General features: G+C 45.5%; 18 protein-coding genes. 5 read left to right on the top strand and 13 right to left on the bottom strand.

The features are described 5' to 3' along the window. Positions 1 to 368 precede the first annotated feature (368 nt). Entirely contained in the window at positions 369 to 4,016 is a 3,648-nt protein-coding gene (locus MYF79_RS01915) for a SusC/RagA family TonB-linked outer membrane protein (RefSeq protein WP_247812306.1), read from the top strand. Between the two features lie 12 nt (positions 4,017 to 4,028). Then, the gene (locus tag MYF79_RS01920; protein ID WP_247812307.1) at positions 4,029 to 5,495 is read left to right on the top strand and encodes a SusD/RagB family nutrient-binding outer membrane lipoprotein; all 1,467 of its coding nucleotides are present in this window, start codon (positions 4,029 to 4,031) and stop codon (positions 5,493 to 5,495) included. A 72-nt stretch (positions 5,496 to 5,567) separates the two neighbouring features. On the opposite strand, the gene MYF79_RS01925 is transcribed toward MYF79_RS01920, so the two are convergent. Next, a complete protein-coding gene (locus tag MYF79_RS01925) occupies positions 5,568 to 6,050 on the bottom strand; it encodes a YcxB family protein (protein ID WP_247812308.1) in 483 nt (160 codons plus the stop codon). An 18-nt stretch (positions 6,051 to 6,068) separates the two neighbouring features. After that, complete coding sequence (locus MYF79_RS01930) at positions 6,069 to 6,638, bottom strand: hypothetical protein (protein ID WP_199653944.1); 570 nt, start codon at positions 6,636 to 6,638, stop codon at positions 6,069 to 6,071. 1,079 nt (positions 6,639 to 7,717) lie between these two features. Here MYF79_RS01930 and MYF79_RS01935 point away from each other — a divergent pair. Next, positions 7,718 to 8,476: a geranylgeranylglyceryl/heptaprenylglyceryl phosphate synthase gene (locus MYF79_RS01935; protein ID WP_199653945.1), complete on the top strand. Its 759-nt coding sequence runs from the start codon at positions 7,718 to 7,720 to the stop codon at positions 8,474 to 8,476. An 89-nt stretch (positions 8,477 to 8,565) separates the two neighbouring features. On the opposite strand, the gene MYF79_RS01940 is transcribed toward MYF79_RS01935, so the two are convergent. Both MYF79_RS01940 and MYF79_RS01945 read right to left on the bottom strand, forming a co-directional pair. Beyond that, positions 8,566 to 9,294, bottom strand: a complete 729-nt coding sequence (locus MYF79_RS01940; protein WP_089828960.1) for a LytR/AlgR family response regulator transcription factor — start codon at positions 9,292 to 9,294, stop codon at positions 8,566 to 8,568. 36 nt (positions 9,295 to 9,330) lie between these two features. Then, complete coding sequence (locus MYF79_RS01945) at positions 9,331 to 10,371, bottom strand: sensor histidine kinase (RefSeq protein WP_247812309.1); 1,041 nt, start codon at positions 10,369 to 10,371, stop codon at positions 9,331 to 9,333. A gap of 183 nt (positions 10,372 to 10,554) precedes the next feature. On the opposite strand from MYF79_RS01945, the gene dxs reads away from it, so the two are divergent. Together dxs and MYF79_RS01955 are read left to right on the top strand one after the other, a co-directional pair. Then, the gene (gene dxs / locus MYF79_RS01950) at positions 10,555 to 12,480 is read left to right on the top strand and encodes a 1-deoxy-D-xylulose-5-phosphate synthase (RefSeq protein WP_247812310.1); all 1,926 of its coding nucleotides are present in this window, start codon (positions 10,555 to 10,557) and stop codon (positions 12,478 to 12,480) included. A gap of 82 nt (positions 12,481 to 12,562) precedes the next feature. Further along, complete coding sequence (locus MYF79_RS01955) at positions 12,563 to 13,615, top strand: ferredoxin--NADP reductase (protein ID WP_247812311.1); 1,053 nt, start codon at positions 12,563 to 12,565, stop codon at positions 13,613 to 13,615. Between the two features lie 10 nt (positions 13,616 to 13,625). On the opposite strand, the gene MYF79_RS01960 is transcribed toward MYF79_RS01955, so the two are convergent. The 9 genes from MYF79_RS01960 to mscL form a co-directional block, all read right to left on the bottom strand. Then, entirely contained in the window at positions 13,626 to 14,000 is a 375-nt protein-coding gene (locus MYF79_RS01960; RefSeq protein ID WP_247812312.1) for a hypothetical protein, read from the bottom strand. Positions 14,001 to 14,203: 203 nt separating this feature from the next. Further along, on the bottom strand, positions 14,204 to 14,680 hold the full coding sequence (locus MYF79_RS01965) for a Dps family protein (RefSeq protein WP_247812313.1): 477 nt from the start codon (positions 14,678 to 14,680) through the stop codon (positions 14,204 to 14,206). Between the two features lie 27 nt (positions 14,681 to 14,707). Then, a complete protein-coding gene (locus MYF79_RS01970) occupies positions 14,708 to 15,418 on the bottom strand; it encodes a pirin family protein (RefSeq protein WP_247812314.1) in 711 nt (236 codons plus the stop codon). 146 nt (positions 15,419 to 15,564) lie between these two features. Further along, on the bottom strand, positions 15,565 to 15,975 hold the full coding sequence (locus tag MYF79_RS01975) for an OsmC family protein (protein WP_199653954.1): 411 nt from the start codon (positions 15,973 to 15,975) through the stop codon (positions 15,565 to 15,567). 308 nt (positions 15,976 to 16,283) lie between these two features. Further along, on the bottom strand, positions 16,284 to 16,811 hold the full coding sequence (locus MYF79_RS01980) for a YceI family protein (RefSeq protein ID WP_247812315.1): 528 nt from the start codon (positions 16,809 to 16,811) through the stop codon (positions 16,284 to 16,286). A gap of 250 nt (positions 16,812 to 17,061) precedes the next feature. Then, the gene (locus tag MYF79_RS01985; RefSeq protein ID WP_247812316.1) at positions 17,062 to 17,964 is read right to left on the bottom strand and encodes a helix-turn-helix domain-containing protein; all 903 of its coding nucleotides are present in this window, start codon (positions 17,962 to 17,964) and stop codon (positions 17,062 to 17,064) included. Then, positions 17,961 to 18,743, bottom strand: coding sequence for a segregation and condensation protein A (locus MYF79_RS01990; RefSeq protein ID WP_247812317.1), 783 nt, complete (start codon positions 18,741 to 18,743; stop codon positions 17,961 to 17,963). Before MYF79_RS01990 ends, MYF79_RS01985 begins: the two co-directional genes overlap by 4 nt. 94 nt (positions 18,744 to 18,837) lie before the next feature. Continuing rightward, positions 18,838 to 19,788 (bottom strand): DUF3078 domain-containing protein, encoded by a 951-nt coding sequence (locus MYF79_RS01995; protein WP_247812318.1) that lies wholly within the window; start codon positions 19,786 to 19,788, stop codon positions 18,838 to 18,840. A 201-nt stretch (positions 19,789 to 19,989) separates the two neighbouring features. Next, positions 19,990 to 20,427 (bottom strand): large conductance mechanosensitive channel protein MscL, encoded by a 438-nt coding sequence (gene mscL, locus MYF79_RS02000; protein WP_247812319.1) that lies wholly within the window; start codon positions 20,425 to 20,427, stop codon positions 19,990 to 19,992. Between the last annotated feature and the right edge of the window lie 17 nt (positions 20,428 to 20,444).

Here is a 20,444-nt window from a genome sequence, read left to right on the forward strand (position 1 = left end):
TGCCCTTGGCAAGGTGTTTGATATACAGCGAAATAGAAGGGATTGCTGTTGTAACGGAAAACATAGCAAGGGTACATACGGGGAATGACAAATTGTTGTAAAAGCTGTCGCATCCTCACTTCAGATCAATATAAAAATTAGAATACAATTACGCAGGAATGTCCACACACCTGGCTGATAAGTGTGTGGACTGCCAACTAATAGCTGTATAAACGTGCGTGAACACACAATTTTAATAAATATCAGCCCAGGGCTCATTGTAAGGGGCGTTTAGATTGTATTGTAATTAGCAGAGAAGTTATCACATAATAGAGATAGAAGCGGCCACCTGCTTCAAAAAAATTTGTAACCAAATCTTACCATATAAGATGAGAAGCCATGTACTCAACTGGTTGTGGCTGTGCTTTGCCTTTTTCTGTAGTGTAAAACCCATAAAAGCAGGCACACGCGTTAACCACTCCTTTTACGGAACCAGCGCTGAGATAACCAGATATCAGCCGTCTGTCACAAACAATGTTAACTTTCAACAGAAAGATACCACTGTAAAACCCACTACCAGTCCGGTAGTCATTACACCCGCTTCATCTGGAAAGAAAGACACTACCAAACCTGCAACTGCATCACCTGTTGTAGTGACTCCTTCGTCAGATAAGAAAGACACTACTAAACCTGCAAGTGCAGCTCCTGTCGTAGTGACGCCTTCATCTGATACATCGCGGCCGAAGAAAGACTCTTCAGCCAATAGCAGAACAGCCGCTGATACGACAAGCAAACCTAAAAAAGATACTGCACTGATCCTTCCTGCCGATTCCAATAAACTGAAACAGGAAGCCAGTCAGTTCAATCTGAAAGGTATTGTAAAAGAAGCGGGCGGAACACCGATTCCGGGGGCGCAGGTAGTTAATCTCTCCACGAAGGAAGCCGTTGCTACAACAGCAGATGGCGCTTTTACATTAAAAGCATCCCTCGGAGATACTATCAAAATAGCTGCTGTCAGCTATGCCGAACAGTCGATCCCGCTTGACTCACGAGAGCAGCTCAACGTAAGCCTTACATCTGCATCTGCCAATCAGAAAGCACTGAAAGAAGTAGTAGTAACGGCGTTGGGTATCCAGAAAAACACACGTGCTGTTGGGTATGCGGTGGAAGAAGTGGGTGGAAATGCGGTGCAGGAGGCAAAGGAAGTGAACTTTGCGAATGCGCTCACTGGTAAAGTTCCCGGCCTGCAGATCAATACCAACACAGGTTCCATGGGTGGTTCGACGAAGATCACCATCCGTGGTGTGAAGTCCATCCTGGGCGATAATAACGCCTTCATATTAGTAGATGGAACACCGTTCATTAACAACAATACTAACCAGGGTGGTCAGTTGAATGGCGGCGGTGGTTATGACTTTGGTAGTTCTCTACAGGATATCAACCCTGAAGATATCGACAACATATCTGTGCTGAAAGGTGCTGCAGCCACTGCATTGTATGGTAGCCGCGGCGCAAACGGCGTCATGCTGATCACTACCAAGAAACGTCCTGACGTGTCCGGTGGTATAGGCGTTACCTATAGCATCAATGCACAGGTAGACAGGGTATATGTATTACCTAAATATCAGAATGAGTATGGCGGTGGTACCGGCGGGAAATTCGATACACTTTATTACAATCAGAATCCCGAGGCCTTCATCGATGAGGCGCATGCGACATACGATAACAATGATGGTAAAGGCCGCTATGACCTGTTAGTGAAATATTATGATGATGCGTCGTGGGGCCCAAAACTGGACGGTCAGCTGGTGCGCCACTACTGGTCATGGGACAAAAACAAAGGCAATCCTTATTTCGGCCAGACAGCTCCATGGACGGCCAATCCGAACAACGTGAAGGATTTCTACAGAACGGGGTACACCCTCACCAACAATATAGCCATGGCCGGTAATAACGACAAAGGTTATTTCCGTCTTTCCTATGGCAATATGAACCAGATCTTCGTACTACCGAACGCGTCTTTAAACCGTAACAACCTTTCCTTTAATGGTGGGCATGAATTAACTAAAGGCCTGCGCGCCGTAGCATCATTGAATTATACCGCCATGAAGGCCAAAGCCCGCCCCGGTACAGGTTTTACAGGTCCAAACCCCACCCTGCAGTTCACCATGTATGGTCAGCGGCAACTGGACATTGAACAGGAAAAACGTTATCAGTACGAAGACGGATCACAGATCACCTGGAACCGTAAATCATGGAACGACCCTGCAGTAGCTTCGAGTAATGGTCCTTACTGGAACCGTTATATGGATTATGAAACAGACAGCCGCAACCGTATCTTCGGTAATGCAGGTCTGGACTGGGATGTGAGCAAATGGCTGACCATCAGCGGCAGAGTGTTCATGGACGACTACAATACGCTGGAAGAAGAAAGAACGGCAAAGGACTATCTGATCGGAAGCTATATCAAACGCGTTCGTACTTCCAGGGAAATGAACTACCAGTTAACCGCGAACATCAATAAAGAGTTTGGAAAAGATTTTAAGTTGAATGCATTGGTGGGAGGTAATATCATGCATCGTAAATGGACTACTACAGGCGGTAGCACTGTGGGAGGTCTGATCATTCCCGGCGTGTATAACCTCAACAACTCACTGCAAACAGCATTGCCTATTGATGAGTTCTTCGAAAAACAGATCAACTCTGCATTTGCAACAGCCTCTCTCGGTTACAGGAATTTCCTGTTCCTGGAACTGACTGGCCGCGCTGACTGGAGCTCCGCTTTGCTGAGTGAAAACAACCCATACTTCTATCCGTCAGCATCCGCATCCTTTGTATTCTCAGATCTGCTGAAGGACTGGAAATGGCTGAGCTTCGGTAAACTGCGGGCCAGCGTATCGCAGGTGGGTAGTGATACCGATCCTTACCAGATCTATGACACCTACCAGTTCATTCCGCCATTCGGCAGTTTCCCGGCTACACAGCTGACTTCAACAAAGTACAATAAGACGCTGAAGCCTGAGCGTACAAGAGAGTATGAGACAGGTATCTCCCTGAAATTCCTGGATGATCATATCGGCCTTGATGTTACCTACTATGACAGGATCACAAAAGACCAGATCATTCCGCTGCCTATCTCTTCTGCTTCGGGTTTTACCAACACCATTGTGAATGGTGGTAGTGTACAGAACCGTGGTCTTGAAATAGGACTGAACCTGAATCCTGTGCGACTGAAAAATGGCTTCCGCTGGGATATCAATGCAAACATCGCACGTAACCGCAACAAGCTGCTGAACCTGGATATTCCCCAGTATAACAGCTCCCTGCCGGTATTGCTGATCGGTACAGACCGCAGAACTACCAGGGTGTCTGTAGCTGCTTATGTAGGTAAACCAATGGGAACACTGCTGGGAACTGATTATGTATACGATGCCCAGGGCCGTAAGATTGTAGGGTCTGATGGTTTATACAAAACCACCAACAATCCGGTGCCTATCGGTAATGCGTATCCTGATTATGTAGGTGGTGTGACCAACTCATTTACATATAAAGGCGTTTACCTGTCGGCCCTCGTCGACTTCCAGCATGGTGGCGACTTCTTCTCATACACCAACATGTATGGTAAAGGTTCCGGTTTGCTGGATATTACCGCAGCAAACGGGGTAAGGGAAAAAGGTATTATTGCTGAAGGGGTAACAGAAGAAGGCAGGCCTAATGAAGTAGTGTTGGATGCTGCCACCTATTTCCAGAACAACGAAGGTAAAACGCTGAGCAAAGCCAATCTGTATGATGCGAGCTACATCTACCTGCGTGAGGTGAAACTGGGATATAATCTGCCCGAGGCATGGTTCAAAAAAGTACATGCACAGAGTGCCCGTCTCTCCCTGTATGGACGTAACCTCTGGCTGATCAAGTCCAATGCGCCGAATGTGGATCCTTCCAATATTCTGAACTCATCTTCCAATATTCAGGGTATTGAAGGTGGTGCATTGCCCTCACTGCGTTCTTATGGTGTTAACCTGAGTGTTTCATTCTAAAAACTGAATTCGATGCTGAAAAGATTCTTAATATATGCATGGCCGGTGTTATTGATGTTTGTGATAATGGCAGGTTGTAGAAAGCTGGACGACATTAATCATGACCCCACCCGCCCTACAACAACAACACCCGCCTTCCTGCTGACCGGGGCTGAGAAAAATGCCATGGACTATCTCTACAGTACGTTGCAGAATGGTTACATAGGTATGCATTATGCGCAATACTGGTCTGCCAACTCAAGAGTAGGAGACAGCCAGTATGCCATTGATGAAAACAACAATACCGCCTTCTGGAATTTCATGTATGTGTCGCTGCACAACCTGGACAGGATCGTTACAATGAATAAAGCAGACAATAGTAATCCGGCGGCTAAAAATCAAAATGCTATAGCTACCATATTAAAGGTGTGGCTCTATCAGATCCTGACAGACTCTTATGTGAATATTCCGTATTCACAGGCATTAAAAGAAGGTGAAAATATTACGCCGGCATACGACAGCCAGGAGTCAATCTATACTTCACTGATCGATACATTACAGCAGCAGATCACGGCATTGGATCCGGCACAGCCAACGTTTACCTCCGGCGATGTGATCTACAACGGCGATGTAAACAAATGGCGGACACTGGCACATTCCTTACTGCTGCGTTTAGCGATCCGTATTGCGGATGTGGCACCTGAAAAGGCGAAAGCGCTTATTGAAGCGAATTACCAGTCAGCCATGCAAAGTAATGATGACAATGCACAGTTTGCCTATGTAGACGCTGCGCCTAATAAATTCCCATTGAATGATTCTGAAAGGGAAGTGCTGGATTTCTTTGTTAGTACGACGTTGGTGGATTATATGAAAGGTATCAATGACCCGCGTTTGCCAATCTATGCACGTCCTCCGAAGGATACCAGCCGGAAAATAATTACAGGTATGGTATATGGAATGAGTGCCAATGATCCTACCAGGCTGGCGCCTGATAGCTATTCCTACCCAGGTACAGAAATATATTCCCCCACTATGCCTGGTATATTGATGACATACCCGGAAGTGGCCTTTATACTGGCAGAAGCAGCAGCGAGAGGCTGGTCAGTAGGCCAACCTGCAGCCAGCTGGTACGAGGCCGGCATCAGGGCATCTATGGCATATTGGAAGGTGACCTCTGGTGTGGATGAATATATTGCGTCCGTACCTTATACTGCCGGCGACTGGAAGAATGTGATCGGTACACAGAAATGGCTGGCATTATATCCACAGGGTTTCCAGGCATGGTTTGAACGCCTGCGCCTTGACTTTAAAAAGCCCAATGGCGATTCACTGTTTATACCGCCTTATTCCGGCTCATTAGATCAGAATGTAAAATTTGTGCCTTCCCGTCTTACTTACCCGCTGGGAGAGCAGACGCAGAATGCGGCAGCCTATCAAAAAGCAGCCAGTGATATAGGAGGAGATACGAAAGCATCGAAAAGCTGGTGGGACAAGTTCTAAACACAACTATCCTTCATAAATTCCCGCCGTCCGAGATGATGGCAAAAGCCCCGGTCAATTGGCCGGGGCTTTTTAATTGATATTATCATTAGCCAGTCGGCTGAATTCTTTGTGTGCGTCTTCTGATTTAAAAGCGCTGGTAGGAACCAGGAAGAAGTTCTTTTTACCCCGGTAAAGGAAGAAAAAGTTTTTGGCTTCCACTACTTTGGTAAATGTGCTCCAGGAGAGCAGGCGCTGGTGTTCGCTGTTGCGGGTAGAGATGGTAATACCCTCTTCTGAATATTTCAGGTGGATATTGTCTTTGAAAGTAGCGGCTTTATTGTAGATAGATACGGGCAGCAAAAACCAGAACACTGCAATAATAAGCAGCACCATGGCAGCTATCCCTATGAGGGCGCCAACTGTAACTATTTTGAAAGCATATCCGGCCATTGTAAAGGCCAGCAGGATGAAGAGTGTGTTTCGGAATACTTTTATTTCTCCCCGCTGCAAGAAATGATAGCGTAATGCATTCAATACCTCCTCCTTATTGTAACTAAACTCCAAAAAATGCATTATGGCAAGGCAAACTTTTTATTTATTAACAGGGAGGGTCATCTGACTCTCCATATCGTCTCTTCTGCTGACAGGTGCATATTTTTTCCGATTGGCAACTGGTTGTTTCTTAACCGTGGAGGCGCCATCAGACAGGTCATCCTCGCTTAAACCTGGAAAATTATTCTTTACGAACTGAAAATACTGCTGGAGGGTCTTCGCATCCACTTTAAAAGGAAACGCCAGCTCATTGCCGGTCATCTTTAAAATATCATTATTATTGATGCGGGACTCATTCTGAAGGTACCATTTGTAGAGGTCTACAATGCCCTTTTTCAGCTCCTCTTCGTACATTTTATCACCATCCTGATCTTTGGGCAACATCCATACGTACTCCTCAACCCTACCGGGGCGGGCCGCGACTTTCGTAGTAGTTACTGATTTATCGTCGCAATTAGCATTCTTATTTCCGGGTTTCTCCCCTTCTTTGTCCTTCTCTTTCTCCTTCGCAGCTTTGGTTTTATCCTCGTCCTTCCATTTTTCGCTATTTGCGCTTGCTGATGCGGCTGAGGCTAAACTTACCAACAGCAGGAACAACAGCTTTTTCATAGTGTAAAAAATTTGTAAGACTAAAAGTACAAAATCAAAATTATAAATCCCAAACTAATTGTACCTGGGAGCGGCCTTGCCGGCGGAAAAAACAAAAGCAATGGATAAACCATTGCTTTCGAGAGTCATTTTACATTGCATGATGATTCACGCCTGTAGGAATATTTGGTTTTTCATAGGACAGTAACCATAATAAAATTAATACAATAACAAATATAATAAATATTTATTGCAATATAGAGGGGCTCATAAATATTTGAAATTCTTCAATTTGGGATATCCCTTTTTAAAAAGCTGGTAAAAAATTAAAAGGTTTGTTAAAAATCCAAAACCAGCTCTTTTACGGATATATTAAAATAAACTTAAACTGACCTTCCGTGGCATTGTTGGAAAAGGCAGTGAACAACCAAAAGTAATCGTAAACAGACAATGAAAAACTATAATAGCTTGCTAAAACAGATCAGTAAAAAAGAGAGATAACTTGAAGTAAAACAGGCAGATAGTCTGAGGGGGGTAAAAAGAGTAAGGGCACCTGGAAAGGCGCCCTCAATTTGTTACTATCCTATGAAAACCCTATTTGAATACAAATGTAAGCGCATGTTATTTTTCTTTAAAATTTTCAGGCCACAATAACAAATCATTAACAAAGAAAAAGATCAAATTATAGCTCAAAGCCTTTACTGCATTGGATTTAATACATTCCTGCTTTTTCGCTACATTCGTTAACAAACGCTGGAAATTCACTACAGATGGGGCTGTTTAGTGGTAATCTGATAAGAGATTCCTGGGTTAAGATCACAATAAGGGTGCTGGCAGCGTGGCTTTTTACGCTCATTTAAGTACTTGCCGTGGCTGTTAAAAAAGTATATTTTTATTTTATATGACACCCTTTTAACCTTTTTGGTTTTCATTGGTTTACAAAGAGGAAATGGCCTGAAGATTGTGAGGTAAACGAGCAGAACCCTTGTTTGACGGGGATTTTCACGGATAAAAAATGGATAATATGCATATTTAACTAACAATGTGACTTATTACCGAAAAATTTATACATTTGCGACAACCGGAACAATGCTATTTTAATGCACAATAAAATATACAACTCTTTTATCGATAGAAAGGCGAAGGGTATAAAATCTTTTGCTGTTCTGATTGATCCGGACAAGGTAACTCCTGCTGGCATAGCAGACCTTGCGGCGAAATGTACAGCAGCAAAGGTGGATTACATTTTTCTGGGAGGCAGTCTTGTGATCACTGATCATCTCGATGAATGCGTACAACAGTTTAAAAGTCTGTGTGATATACCTGTTGTATTGTTTCCCGGTAGCCCATCGCAGGTCTCCCGCTATGCTGATGCATTGCTCTATCTGTCCGTAATATCTGGTCGTAACCCCGAATTACTGATAGGCCAGCATGTGTTATCAGCTCCCGCCGTTAAAAAAAGCGGCCTGGAAGTTATTTCTACTGGTTATATCTTAATCGATGGTGGCGCCCCTACCACCGTTTCATATATCAGCAATACGACGCCTATTCCTGCCGATAAAGACGACATTGCTATGTGTACAGCCATCGCAGGAGAAATGCTCGGCATGAAGGTAGTATTCATGGATGCCGGCAGTGGCGCACGCAAGCCCATCAGCGAAAGCATGATAGCCCGCGTTGCAAGCCAGGTATCTGCGCCGATCATAGTGGGTGGCGGCATCCGCGATGCGGAGAAAGCCTACCTCAATTGCAAAGCCGGCGCTGATATTATCGTTGTAGGAAATGCGATCGAAAAAGAAACCTCTCTGATCAAAGAAATGGCGGATGCAGTACACGCGGCTGCTCCCGTCCTGAAATAATATTACAACCTGTAAAGAGAAACGCTGATTATCGTATTGACTACGGCAATCAGCGTTTCTCTTTGTATTTTATTATTTTCGGAACAGCCTTAGAGGCTCATCATCTCTTTAAACTTCACCGCCTGCCTGCGGCTCACTTCTATTTTTTCCCCGCCGCGCATTTCCAGCAACAATCCGCCGTTGAAATAGGTATCGATCTTCTCGATCATACGCAGGTTCACGATATGTTTCCTGTTGGCCCGGAAAAAGGTACGTTCGTCCAGGCGTTCTTCCAGGGCATTTAAAGATTTCAGTATCAGCGGTTTATTGCCTTCAAAATACACCCGGGCATAGTTGCCCACACTTTCGAAAAGCCGGATCTCCTGCAGTTTTACAAACCAGCAGCGGTCGCCATCTTTTACAAAGACCTGGTCATTTTCTGAGAGGATGGTGCGGATGGCGCCTGCTTCGGCCTGCCGCTCTTTTTCCTCCAGCTGATGTAGTTTGTGGATCGCATCTGCCAGCCGTTTGGGCTCAATGGGCTTCAGGAGGTAATCCAGCGCATTGTATTCAAATGCTTTCAGTGCATGCTCATCGTAAGCTGTGGTGAAGATCACCTGTGGCGCTTTTTCCAGTTCTGCCAGCAAATCAAAACCTGTTTTATCCGGCATTTGTATGTCCAGGAAAAGCAGGTCAGGATGCAGTGTTTCAATTTTTTCCAGTCCGTCCTTTGCATTTACGGCTTCGCCCACCACTACTATCTCGGGGTGGTCAGCCAGTAATTTCTTCAGCTCGCTTCTGGCCAGGCGTTCGTCATCGATTATCAAAGCTTTTTTCATGAGCAACTACTTTTAAACTTGGCGCGAATAATACTATTAAAACAAGGGCATCAGCACTTTTGCTTCAACCGTTGCCTCATTTTTATTATAAATATTGAATGACGCTTTATTCCCATACAACAAACTCAATCGCTGCCTGGTGCTTTGCAGCCCGAAACCATGTCCCGTTGTTTCTTCTCCTCCTATCTGTCCCGTGTTTTCTATTGTAATTTCGTGGTGCATGTCCTTTACATGTGAACCGATCACTACCGTTCCTCCGCTTACCGTCCGGGAAATACCGTGTTTAATGGCATTTTCTACCAGCGTCTGCAACATCATAGGTGGGATGGGCAGTTCGAGCGTTTCCGGATCAATGTCATATTGCACCTTCAGGCGCTCTTCGAACCGGATATTCTCCAGTGCAAGGTAATCTTTTACGATATCCAACTCGTTCTCCAGGTTCACCGTCTCCGCCTTTTCTACCTGCATAGAGCTCCTGAGAATGTTGGACAGCTCGGTAATGGCCGTCCTGGCCCTTTGCGGGTTTTCATCCACCAACGCCCGGATGCTGTTCAGGGCATTGAAGATAAAGTGAGGGTTCAGCTGTGACTTGATCGTTTTCAATTCAAGTTCCTTGACCGTACTTTCCAGTTTCAGTTTGTCCACCTGACTGTTACGGCTTCGCTCAATATAGTGCCACACAAAATAGACCAGCCACCAGATGGCAGTAAGTGTAAATATGGGTAACAGGAAGGTCAGCGTTTTCTGGTCTGTCAGGCCCCGTTGTTGCCACGAGTACCTGAACATGTTCCCCGCTGTAGTAATACCTACGTAAATAATGATCCCTGCGCTCACGGTAAGGCCGAAAAAAAGCAGCATCTGGCTTTCAAAGCTATACTGGAACCAGTTCAGCCTTTTGATGATGCTCCGCAGCAAGTGCGTGGCCAGTATCCCAAAGAACATGATCATCAGCAGGTTTATCAGATAGAATGAGCCAAATGAGCCAGCAAATGAATAGGCAAAGAAAAGATTGACTACTGCATATGTCGTCCAGCCGAGAATCTGACACCACCAATATCTTGATATTCGTTTAAACATCTATCTGAAAATTAGTAAACTACTGCTACATTTCAAAAATACCGATGTGCTTAGCCCACCTTGCCCCAAATGTTATGAGTGGGTTCCCGGCATGGCAGAAGTGCAAATGTGCTGATGTATGGAATAAATGTAGATTAGCACTTTAATTTGTACTTTTGTTTATTAAATCCTGCATCAAGAAGTATGAATATTACGCCGGGCCCATTGCTGGGCAAGATCGAAACCCCTGCCGATTTGCGGAATCTCAGTAAAGAGCAGCTGCACGAGGTGAGTGAAGAACTCCGCCAGTTCATTATTGATGTTGTCAGTGTGCACGGTGGCCACTTTGCGGCCAGCCTGGGTGTTGTGGAGCTGACCGTGGCACTACATTATGTATTTAATACCCCATATGACCAACTGGTATGGGACGTCGGGCACCAGGCTTATGGTCATAAGATCCTGACCGGCCGGAGAGACGTTTTCCATACTAACCGTAAATACCATGGTATCAGCGGCTTCCCAAAAAGGGATGAAAGCGAATACGATACTTTCGGCGTAGGACACTCTTCTACTTCCATTTCTGCTGCCCTGGGTATGGCCATTGCCTCCAAATACAAAGGCGAAACAGACCGGCAGCATATTGCTGTAATAGGCGACGGGGCCATGACTGCAGGTATGGCATTCGAGGCCCTCAATCATGCAGGTGTGGCCAATGCCAATGTGCTGATCATACTCAATGACAACTGTATGTCCATTGACCCGAATGTGGGCGCATTGAAGGAATACCTGACCGACATTACTACTTCCCCTACATACAATAAACTGCGTGACGACGTATGGAACCTGTTGGGCAAACTGCCCGTAGGCAAACGCTTTACCCGGGACATGGCTTCCAAACTGGAAGCTGGTCTGAAAGGCGTTGTATCCGGCTCCAGTAACCTGTTCGAATCCCTGAAGCTGCGCTATTTTGGTCCTATTGACGGACATAATATCGTAAAGCTGGTAGACACCTTACAGGACCTGAAAGATATTCCCGGCCCGAAACTGCTGCATATCGTAACCACAAAAGGTAAAGGATATGCACTGGCGGAGAAAGACCAGACCACCTGGCACGCTCCGGGCCTGTTCGATAAAATTACCGGTGAGATCTTCAAGAAACAGCCGGACAAACCACAGCCACCCAAATACCAGGACGTATTCGGCCATACCATCATAGAACTGGCAGAACAGAACAAGACCGTGATGGGTATTACGCCCGCCATGCCTTCCGGCTCTTCCCTGAAGTTCATGATGGAAAAAATGCCTGACCGCGCTTTTGATGTGGGCATCTGTGAACAACATGCCGTAACTCTCTCAGCCGGTCTGGCCACACAGGGTATGCGTGTGTTCTGCAACATCTACTCCTCCTTCATGCAAAGGGCTTATGACCAGGCTTTACATGACGTGGCCATCCAGAAACTGCCTGTGGTATTCTGCCTGGACCGTGCCGGTCTTGTCGGGGAAGATGGCCCTACGCACCATGGCGCCTACGATATTGCTTATATGCGTTGTGTACCCAATGTCATCATCAGTTCACCGATGAATGAGGAAGAGTTACGCAACCTGATGTATACTTCCCAGCTGCCTACCCAGCAGATGCCTTTTGTGATCCGCTATCCGAGAGGACAGGGTGTAATGCCCGACTGGAAGCAGCCCTTCAAGGAAATAAAGATCGGTACCGGCCGCAAGCTGCGCAGCGGTAAGGATATTGCGATCCTCTCCCTGGGCCATCCGGGCAATTTTGTAACGGAAGCCTGCAAGGAACTGCTGGCAGATGGTTTACAGCCTGCCCACTATGACATGCGTTTCGTAAAACCACTGGATGAAGCTTTGCTGCATGAAATATTCAGCGAATTCGACAAGGTGATCACCGTAGAAGATGCCGCTGTCACCGGCGGTTTCGGTAGCGCTATCCTGGAATTTATGGCTATCCATGGCTACAAGGCCGATGTACGCATGCTGGGCATTCCAGACAGGATCGTAGAGCATGGCAAACCGGAAGACCTGCACCGCGAATGCGGTTATGACGCTGCCGGCATTGCCAGTGCAGCACGCGCCATGCTGAAAAATAAGATCAGAGTTACGGCCTGATAAAACAGTTCGCCTAACAAAAATACATTTGAAGCCACCTTTGTGACATTGTTCATATGGGTGGCTTCCTTATTTTTATAGCATGGATGAATTGTATATACACCTCCGCATCAGGGAGGTCATAGCAGAAACACAGGATGCGTTTACCTACAGACTGGAAACAATCGACAGACGAGGGCTTGAATACCAGGCAGGGCAATTCATCACCTTCCTGATCTACCTGCATGGTACAGAATACAGGCGCTCCTATTCCTTCAGTTCCACCCCTGGAATTGACCCCTATCCATCTGTTACCATCCGGGAGAAGCAGAACGGGGAAATATCCCGTCACATCCTGCATCACTGGAAAGCAGGCGACCAGGTCACTGCATTATTGCCCTCCGGCCGTTTTACCCTGCCCGGGTATAGCACCACACCACGGGATATCTTTCTGCTGGGCGCAGGAAGCGGTATAACACCTCTTTTTTCCATTTTGAAGGATGTACTGCATCATGAGCCAACAGCACATATTAAGCTTATTTACAGCAATACTTCTGAAAGCCGCACCATATTCCACAGGCAGTTACAGGAGCTGCTGACACAGTTCCCGGAACAACTGCACATTATTCATTTGTATAGCAGCGACCCGCCGGATCAGATCATCCGCAGGCTCAGTAATCTTTCACTGGAACCACTGGTACAGCAGCAGCTCCGTTACATGAAAAAGGATGCCCGGTTCTTTGTATGCGGCCCACCGGAATATATGCGTATGGCGCTTTTAACGCTCACTTATATGGGCTTTGAAGAGGGACAGTTGCATAAGGAGAATTTTGTGGTAAATACGGCTCCGCAGCTGGCAAGAATAGGCACGCCGGAAGACAGTTCCATGAAGAACGTGGAATTACATCTGCGCGGGGGAGTGCACATACTCTCCATTCCCGGCAATCACAATATACTTGGGGAGGCACTTGCGCAAGGCATTGCCATACCGTATAGCTGCAAAGGCGGTGTGTGCGGTTCCTGTACTGCCCGCTGTACAAAGGGTAAAGTGTGGATGGCCCTGAACGAAGTGTTAACGGACAAAGAAATTGAGCAGGGCTTCGTCCTCACCTGCACCGGTTATGCGGTTAGTGCAGAAGTAGTGATCGAGATATAAGCTTTATACTTTATGAAAAAGCACTGAAAGCTTTAAACTCATCCCGTAACTCATTATACAGTTTCCTGAATGTTTCCATCCGGTCCTGTAAAACATCAAAATCATCCACGGGACGGTCGTCATGCGATATGAGAGGTTTCCCGTTGTTCGATATCTTTTTTGCTGATTGTTTCAGATCATGACGCAATTCGTCTGCTTTTTCTTCCTGACAGATGAACTGGTTCTGGAAGTGCTCTATCTGGGCCAGGGACTCGTCGTCAGTCTTCGTGAGAGAGAACTGCTCTAATTGGCTGCGCATAGACCGGATGGACTCCCTGGTAGTGTTCACTTCGTCCTTCCAGTTACTGATCTGTTCGAGATCTGAAGTTTGTGCGGATACTTCCATGTGTATTGATTTTAACGTTAAATAATTAAGCAATACAATATTTGTCCGTAACACATTTCTAAGTTACAAAGCTTTTTTCAATTGGGAATTAGGAATTAAGAACGGGGAATTGCAGCCTGCGCTTATTTATTACTTTAATAAAAAAGCTGTTATATAAGAAGTATATTCCTCCTATACAACAGCTTCTCTTTTATTCCCGATCGCTATTTCAGATAAGCATTGTACATCCATACCAGTTTCTCCTGCTCGCGAATGTAAGTCGTGATAAGGTCGTTGGTGCCATCGTCTCCTACTTCACTGCTTACAGCAGCCACTTCTCTTTCAATCTCGATCAGCGATTGCAGACCGGAGAGCACGTGCTGTACACACACCACATCTTTACTTTCATTCTTCACTTCTACTACAGTAGATTGTTCTATGTAATCAGAGAATGCGTGTGCAGGCGTAAATCCAAGCGTTAATATCCTTTCTGCGATCTCGTCTATTTTAGTCAGTGAGTCTGTATACAACTCTTCGAATTTAGCATGCAGTGTAAAGAACTTATCACCACGTATATTCCAGTGAAACCCGCGCACATTCATATAGAACAGCTGGTAAGTAGCCAGCAGTGCATTCAGTTTATCAGCCAGTTCCTTTGATGTTTTCTTTTCAAGTCCGATGTTCGTGGTTGCAGTACTCATAGTGAAGTATTTTTGGGTTATGTTTAATCAACTCATCGGTACATCGATCAACAAAAAGTCTGCCGCTTTGAGTGCTTTCACTGTTGCCATATCATACTTGCTCAGGCCAATAGCATCGCGGCGTTTCAACACTTCTCCCGCTACTTCCACTTCGCCTTCCAGTACCATCAGGTAAGTACCATGCTCTGCCATTTTTGGTGTGATGTCCACACTTTGTCCTTCCTCGAAATGACCTAAGGAGAACCATGCATCCTGGTTGATGAGTAATGCATTGCCATTCGCATCCGGCGATACAACAACCTGCAGTTTATTTAGCCTGTCAGCAACATCGAATGCCTGTTGCTGATAACGAGGTTTAATGTTACGCAATTTGGGGAATACCCATATCTGCAGAAAACTGACAGGATCTGTTTTGGAAGCATTGAATTCAGAATGCGAGATACCTGTACCGGCACTCATAAGCTGCACTTCGTTGCTGCGGATGATCTCGTGCCGGCCCGTGTTATCGCGGTGCTCAAGCGCACCGCTGAGTGGGATGCTCACTATTTCCATATTGTCGTGCGGATGTGTTCCAAACCCCATCCCACCTTTAACTGTATCGTCGTTCAGTACACGTAATGCACCAAAATGTATGCGTTCAGGATTGTAATAACCAGCAAAGCTGAATGTGTGATAGCTCTGTAACCAACCGTGATTGGCAAAGCTGCGCGAATCTGATCTGTGAATGATCTTTTCCATAAATCTTTTCTCCTTTTACACTACAAATATCCGCATTAGATACAGGCTGGTAAATGGATTGCTTGATGAAAAGAGTGGACTATTTATACAATAAAAAATCCCGTTCACCATGAAGAGAACGGGACCTTTACAGATGCGCGTTAAACCTATACCAGTTCAGCATCCAGCGTAATCTCTGTATTCAGTAATTTGGAGATAGGGCAGTTCGTTCTTGCTTCTTCTGCCAGCTCAGCAAACTTGGCTTTGTCCAGTCCGGGAACTGTTGCTTTCAATTCCAGGTGGCTGCTTGTAATAGCGCCATTATCCAGGGTAATAGTAGCCTTAGTGTCCAGGTTTTCAGGAGTGAAACCTGCACCTGACAAAAGGAAACTCAGCTTCATGGTAAAACATCCTGAATGCGCAGCTGCTATCAGCTCTTCAGGATTAGTACCTGTACCATCCTCAAAGCGGCTTTTATAAGAATATGCTGTATTGTTCAATACACCAGACTGTGAACTTACTGTACCTTTTCCATCTTTACCGGTACCTTTCCAGTTGGCGGATGCAGATCTTTTCATGATTAAAGCGTTTGATAGTTTAATGAATAAAGTGAATTGAAGGTGGTTATAGGGCTGAAATTACTATTTCTTTTTTTGTTTAGGAAAGAGTATTCCCTCGTAGAGTTTTCTCTACACACATCCGGACAACAAAAGACCGGATGAAATGTTTCACCCGGTCTACACTATTTCTGGCAATCATCCTCAAAAAAACCTCTTTCTCCACGTCATTGCTTACACTATTTCCATGTCCTTAACTTCTTTGTTCCATGCTATCAGACACCTAACAGCAACGACCTGACGCCAGTATGTTGTATGCTTGTTTACGCTTAACCCTGTTTTACTAACTGTACTCCTGCCTGCAGTTTCACTTCCTCGCTCAGCATAATACCACCAGTTTCAGTTACTGCATTGTATGTAAGCCCGAAATCCTTCCTGTTGATCTTACCTTTGATCTCGAAGCCTGCTTTGGTCTGACCATATGGGTCTTTCTGGATACCATTGTATTCAACTTCCAGTTCAACTGGTTTGGTAACACCACGGATGGTCAGATCGCCGGTTACTTTGTATTCATCGCTACCTTTTTTTGTTACACCGGTAGAAACGAAAGTGATCTTAGGATACTGTGCAGCATGGAAGAAATCTTCTGCCTTCAGGTGCTCATCACGTTGTTCGTTTTTAGTAGAGATGCTGTTTACATCTGCTTCGAATGTGATCTTAGCATCGGTGAAGTCATCATTGTTGCTTTCTACAGTTGCATCGTATGTACCGAAGTACCCTGTCACATTAGAGATCATCAGGTGTCTGATCTTGAATTCTACTTCACTGTGCATTGGGTCGATTTTCCAGATTGCCATAACTTTAAGTGTTTTTAAGTTTAATGTTTTTTTAAGTATGCCTTGTTTGCGTCTGTCTTCCTAAAATATTGATTAGCAATTCATCTCTTCCCCATTACTATGCCATTCTATTTTTATTTTCCCTCTTTCGTCCTTGCTGATATCTCCGTTTCATTAAGACAATACAAAATTACACGTTGCAACAAATGTTTGGAATGGATAGAATGACTTAATAGGTGTACTTTTTTTTATCGCGCGCCCTTTTTACACATTAATGAACACTTGCGCGGGAGGCATCCTTGAATTCTGATGGAGTCTGATTGGTATATTTCTTAAAAAAGCGGCTGAAATAGTGAGGATCGTCAAATCCCAGCTTATATGCTATTTCTTTAGCGGAAAGGTCTGTATTATAAAGATAACGCTGTGCTTCGAGGATCACGCGGTTGCGGATATGCTCTCCTGCGGTGATGCCTGACAGCTGCTTACTGATCTCGTTCAGCAGCACCGGTTTTATATGGAGTATGCCGGCATAATCCGACACGTTCTTCAGGGTTGTATATTTTTCTTCGATCAGGTTCTTAAACTGGAGGAACAAAGAGCTGTTATGGCTGGCATGTTGTTCCGGCGCCGCCAGCATGCTGCTGCCCTTGATACGGGATGCCAGCACCAGGAAATAGCGCAACAGGCCATGAAATGCTGTTTCATAATCGGCAGCCTGTTCATTCACCTCCTTCATCATCATATGTACCACCATCTCAAAATCCTTCTCCTGCCCGGCGTTGAGGGTAATGACGCTACTGAACTGGTTATTGAAGAATAAAGAGGAATTAATGCCCATCAGGGTGGCTGCCTGGTCTTTCAGGCACATAAAAGCGTCCTGGAACGCGATCATATAGCCTTCTACTTTCTCACTGAACTCCATTTTATGCACCTGTCCCGGAGCCAGGAAGAAAAGGGTGTTCTTTTTCACGGCATGGGTCACCGTGTCAATGGTATTGATCAACTGCCCTTTTTTGATCCAATAGATGGTATAGAAGTCGTGCCGGTGAGGAATGCCATTGCTGGCAAAGAACCCATCGCCCAGTTCACACAACCCGGACACCACAAACTTCGGATCTGTCTGTGCGTACCGGGGTAGTGGTACTACTTCTATATGTGCACGTTTGTCGCTCATTCAAATGTACCGGGTACTTCCACTTCCCGGTCTTCAGGCTCAATGTAGTCAATTATAAAGTTATTCCTGCCTTCTCCCACCATAATTCCCAGATATTTCATCTGCACCAGTTCCAGCATACCCAGGAACAGGAAAATGGCATGTACCCTGTCCCGGCACAGATCGAAGATCTTTTCGAAAGCAAGTGTCTTTTCCTTGCTGGCCAGGTCGATCATATATTCACGGGATCCTTCCATGGTGTAGTCATACTTATATACGACGTGCTGTGGCTTGTTTTCCCGCTGTTTTACGCGCTGCATCACCTTTTCGAAGGTCTTGGTCAGCTTAAAGAGCGTCAGGGTCTGTACTTCCGTTCCTTCGCTGGTAGCTTCCCCGATGGCGGCCAGTTCTTTGGCAATATTGCCCCGTTTGATCTGTAACATGCGTTCTGCTTCCCGCTCTGCCAGTTCTGCTGCTGCCTGTTTGAAACGCTTGTATTCCAGTATCTTATCGATCAATTCCTGGCGGGGGTCTATTTCCAGGCCCTGTTCATCCAGTTCCTTGCGTGGCAGCAGCATTTTAGCCTTGATACGCATCAGGGTAGACACGAAAAGGATAAATTCGCTGGCCAGCTCGATGTTCAGGGACTCCAGATGATGTATATAATCCAGGAAATCCTGGGTAATGGTCGTGATAGGAATATTATAAATGTCCAGCTCGTCTCTCTCTATAAAGAAGAGCAACAGGTCAAATGGCCCCTCAAACTGGGGCAGTTTTATCTTGTATGAGTTGTCATTCATAATGTTACGTATGGATTTCACTTATCTGCCGGCAACTGATCTGTTTTCAGCACTGTAAGTGAAATCCACCAAAAATAGCAAAAATTCCCGCTCATCAGAACTTGGCGGTAAAACCGACCCCGATCACCTGCTTGACCTGCAATCTCGGGCCTAATACGCCTGTTTTCTTATTCTCAAAGACCTTCACATCATCATCGTAGATCATATCCAGGGATATATTGGCGGAAATGTGCTTGTTCACCTGGAGGTTCAGGCTATTGGTCCAGAACAGGTCAATGTTCTGCGGATTATGCTTGTAGTCGGAAAACAGGTCCATTCTCGTCTTATATACTATGTTCTTGGCGAGGGTCTTTACCCAGTTCACCGTCAGATAGGCGCCCAGCTCATTTTTCACGTGCCTGCCGGTGTCTACACCGAAGGCACCCTGCGATGCCAGGTAATCATCCACTACAACCACGTAACGGGCAGTAACAGGAGAAAAGAACACAGAGAGCTGGTCATTGGGTTTATAGTCAAGACCCGGCGAAACCAGGATATATGCAGGTGCAAAAAAACGCGATACCAGTGTAGGTTTGGCAGTATCGGAAGAAGGATACAGGTAACCATCCGTAAACTGGGTGCGTATGTCCAGCAAGGCACTGAGGTACAGGTTCTTGCCTACTTCGTAACCGTATTTGGTGGTAATACCAATGCGGTCATCACTTTTACGGCCGCCAAGGCTGGTGGTGTTCACGTAACCATATGCAAGGTCTAGCACGTTATCCCAGTTATTCTTTCCTTTTTTATAGAAGGCATAAGCATTCAGATTAGATGCTACTGAGAAGGAGAATTTATCACCTCCCGCTGCCCAGTTTGTCAGGCTTCCCTGGTTGATATTCACATTGAAGATCCCTCCTTTTTTCCACAGGGTAGGTACTGTGTCGCTGGCATCCTTTTTAATTCTTCCGCTGGCTTCTTCCCGGGATTTCTTCATCCAGTCGCTCTGCGCGTGCAGCAATGAAGAACATACCAAAAAACAAATAATAGTCAGAACGGATCTTCTCATCAGTATAAACATTTAATGTAGTGGATAAAAATATTGTCGAAAATTGGCGCTACGAACTTGCCGCGTTACAGGAACGCGGGCCGCGAAAATATAAAACAAACGGGGAACTTCCCTGGGGGATATAAAGGCAGGCCAGCCCAAAGCACAACCATTGCAGCGATAGTTACGCTACAAAACTCCGGGCCGGCGTAATGACTGAGATTATTTATTTTTCAATGCATCACGGATCTCCATGAGCAGTTTCTCCTCTGTCGTCAGCTCAGGTGCGGCAGCAGGTACAGGCGCTGCTTCTTCTTTCTTCCTGGTCAGGCGGTTGATAAATTTCACCAGCAGGAAAATACAGAACGCCATGATGACAAAATCAATACAGTTTTGTATAAACACGCCGTATGATACTACCGGTATGCCGGCTTCTTTTGCCTTTTCAATAGTATCTACCGTTCCCTTGCTATAGTCCAGCTGAAAGAATTTTTCCTTGAAGTCTACTTTTCCTGTCAGGATGCCGAGTATTGGCATAAATATGTTATCGACCAATGAAGAAACAATCTTTCCGAAAGCAGCGCCAATGATAACACCGACAGCCAGGTCAATAACATTCCCTTTGGTGGCAAACTCTTTAAATTCTTTGAAGAACGACATAATAAACTTTTTAAGGG

The sequence above is a fragment of the Chitinophaga filiformis genome (assembly GCF_023100805.1).
GTDB lineage: Bacteria > Bacteroidota > Bacteroidia > Chitinophagales > Chitinophagaceae > Chitinophaga > Chitinophaga filiformis_B.

Excerpts from the sequence above, each read along its gene's own strand:
- MYF79_RS01915 (WP_247812306.1), top strand. The coding sequence starts at position 369 with ATGAGAAGCCATGTACTCAACTGGTTGTGGCTGTGCTTTGCCTTTTTC.
- MYF79_RS01920 (WP_247812307.1), top strand. The coding sequence starts at position 4,029 with ATGCTGAAAAGATTCTTAATATATGCATGGCCGGTGTTATTGATGTTT.
- MYF79_RS01925 (WP_247812308.1), bottom strand. The coding sequence starts at position 6,050 with ATGCATTTTTTGGAGTTTAGTTACAATAAGGAGGAGGTATTGAATGCA.
- MYF79_RS01930 (WP_199653944.1), bottom strand. The coding sequence starts at position 6,638 with ATGAAAAAGCTGTTGTTCCTGCTGTTGGTAAGTTTAGCCTCAGCCGCA.
- MYF79_RS01935 (WP_199653945.1), top strand. The coding sequence starts at position 7,718 with ATGCACAATAAAATATACAACTCTTTTATCGATAGAAAGGCGAAGGGT.
- MYF79_RS01940 (WP_089828960.1), bottom strand. The coding sequence starts at position 9,294 with ATGAAAAAAGCTTTGATAATCGATGACGAACGCCTGGCCAGAAGCGAG.
- MYF79_RS01945 (WP_247812309.1), bottom strand. The coding sequence starts at position 10,371 with ATGTTTAAACGAATATCAAGATATTGGTGGTGTCAGATTCTCGGCTGG.
- dxs (WP_247812310.1), top strand. The coding sequence starts at position 10,555 with ATGAATATTACGCCGGGCCCATTGCTGGGCAAGATCGAAACCCCTGCC.
- MYF79_RS01955 (WP_247812311.1), top strand. The coding sequence starts at position 12,563 with ATGGATGAATTGTATATACACCTCCGCATCAGGGAGGTCATAGCAGAA.
- MYF79_RS01960 (WP_247812312.1), bottom strand. The coding sequence starts at position 14,000 with ATGGAAGTATCCGCACAAACTTCAGATCTCGAACAGATCAGTAACTGG.
- MYF79_RS01965 (WP_247812313.1), bottom strand. The coding sequence starts at position 14,680 with ATGAGTACTGCAACCACGAACATCGGACTTGAAAAGAAAACATCAAAG.
- MYF79_RS01970 (WP_247812314.1), bottom strand. The coding sequence starts at position 15,418 with ATGGAAAAGATCATTCACAGATCAGATTCGCGCAGCTTTGCCAATCAC.
- MYF79_RS01975 (WP_199653954.1), bottom strand. The coding sequence starts at position 15,975 with ATGAAAAGATCTGCATCCGCCAACTGGAAAGGTACCGGTAAAGATGGA.
- MYF79_RS01980 (WP_247812315.1), bottom strand. The coding sequence starts at position 16,811 with ATGGCAATCTGGAAAATCGACCCAATGCACAGTGAAGTAGAATTCAAG.
- MYF79_RS01985 (WP_247812316.1), bottom strand. The coding sequence starts at position 17,964 with ATGAGCGACAAACGTGCACATATAGAAGTAGTACCACTACCCCGGTAC.
- MYF79_RS01990 (WP_247812317.1), bottom strand. The coding sequence starts at position 18,743 with ATGAATGACAACTCATACAAGATAAAACTGCCCCAGTTTGAGGGGCCA.
- MYF79_RS01995 (WP_247812318.1), bottom strand. The coding sequence starts at position 19,788 with ATGAGAAGATCCGTTCTGACTATTATTTGTTTTTTGGTATGTTCTTCA.
- mscL (WP_247812319.1), bottom strand. The coding sequence starts at position 20,427 with ATGTCGTTCTTCAAAGAATTTAAAGAGTTTGCCACCAAAGGGAATGTT.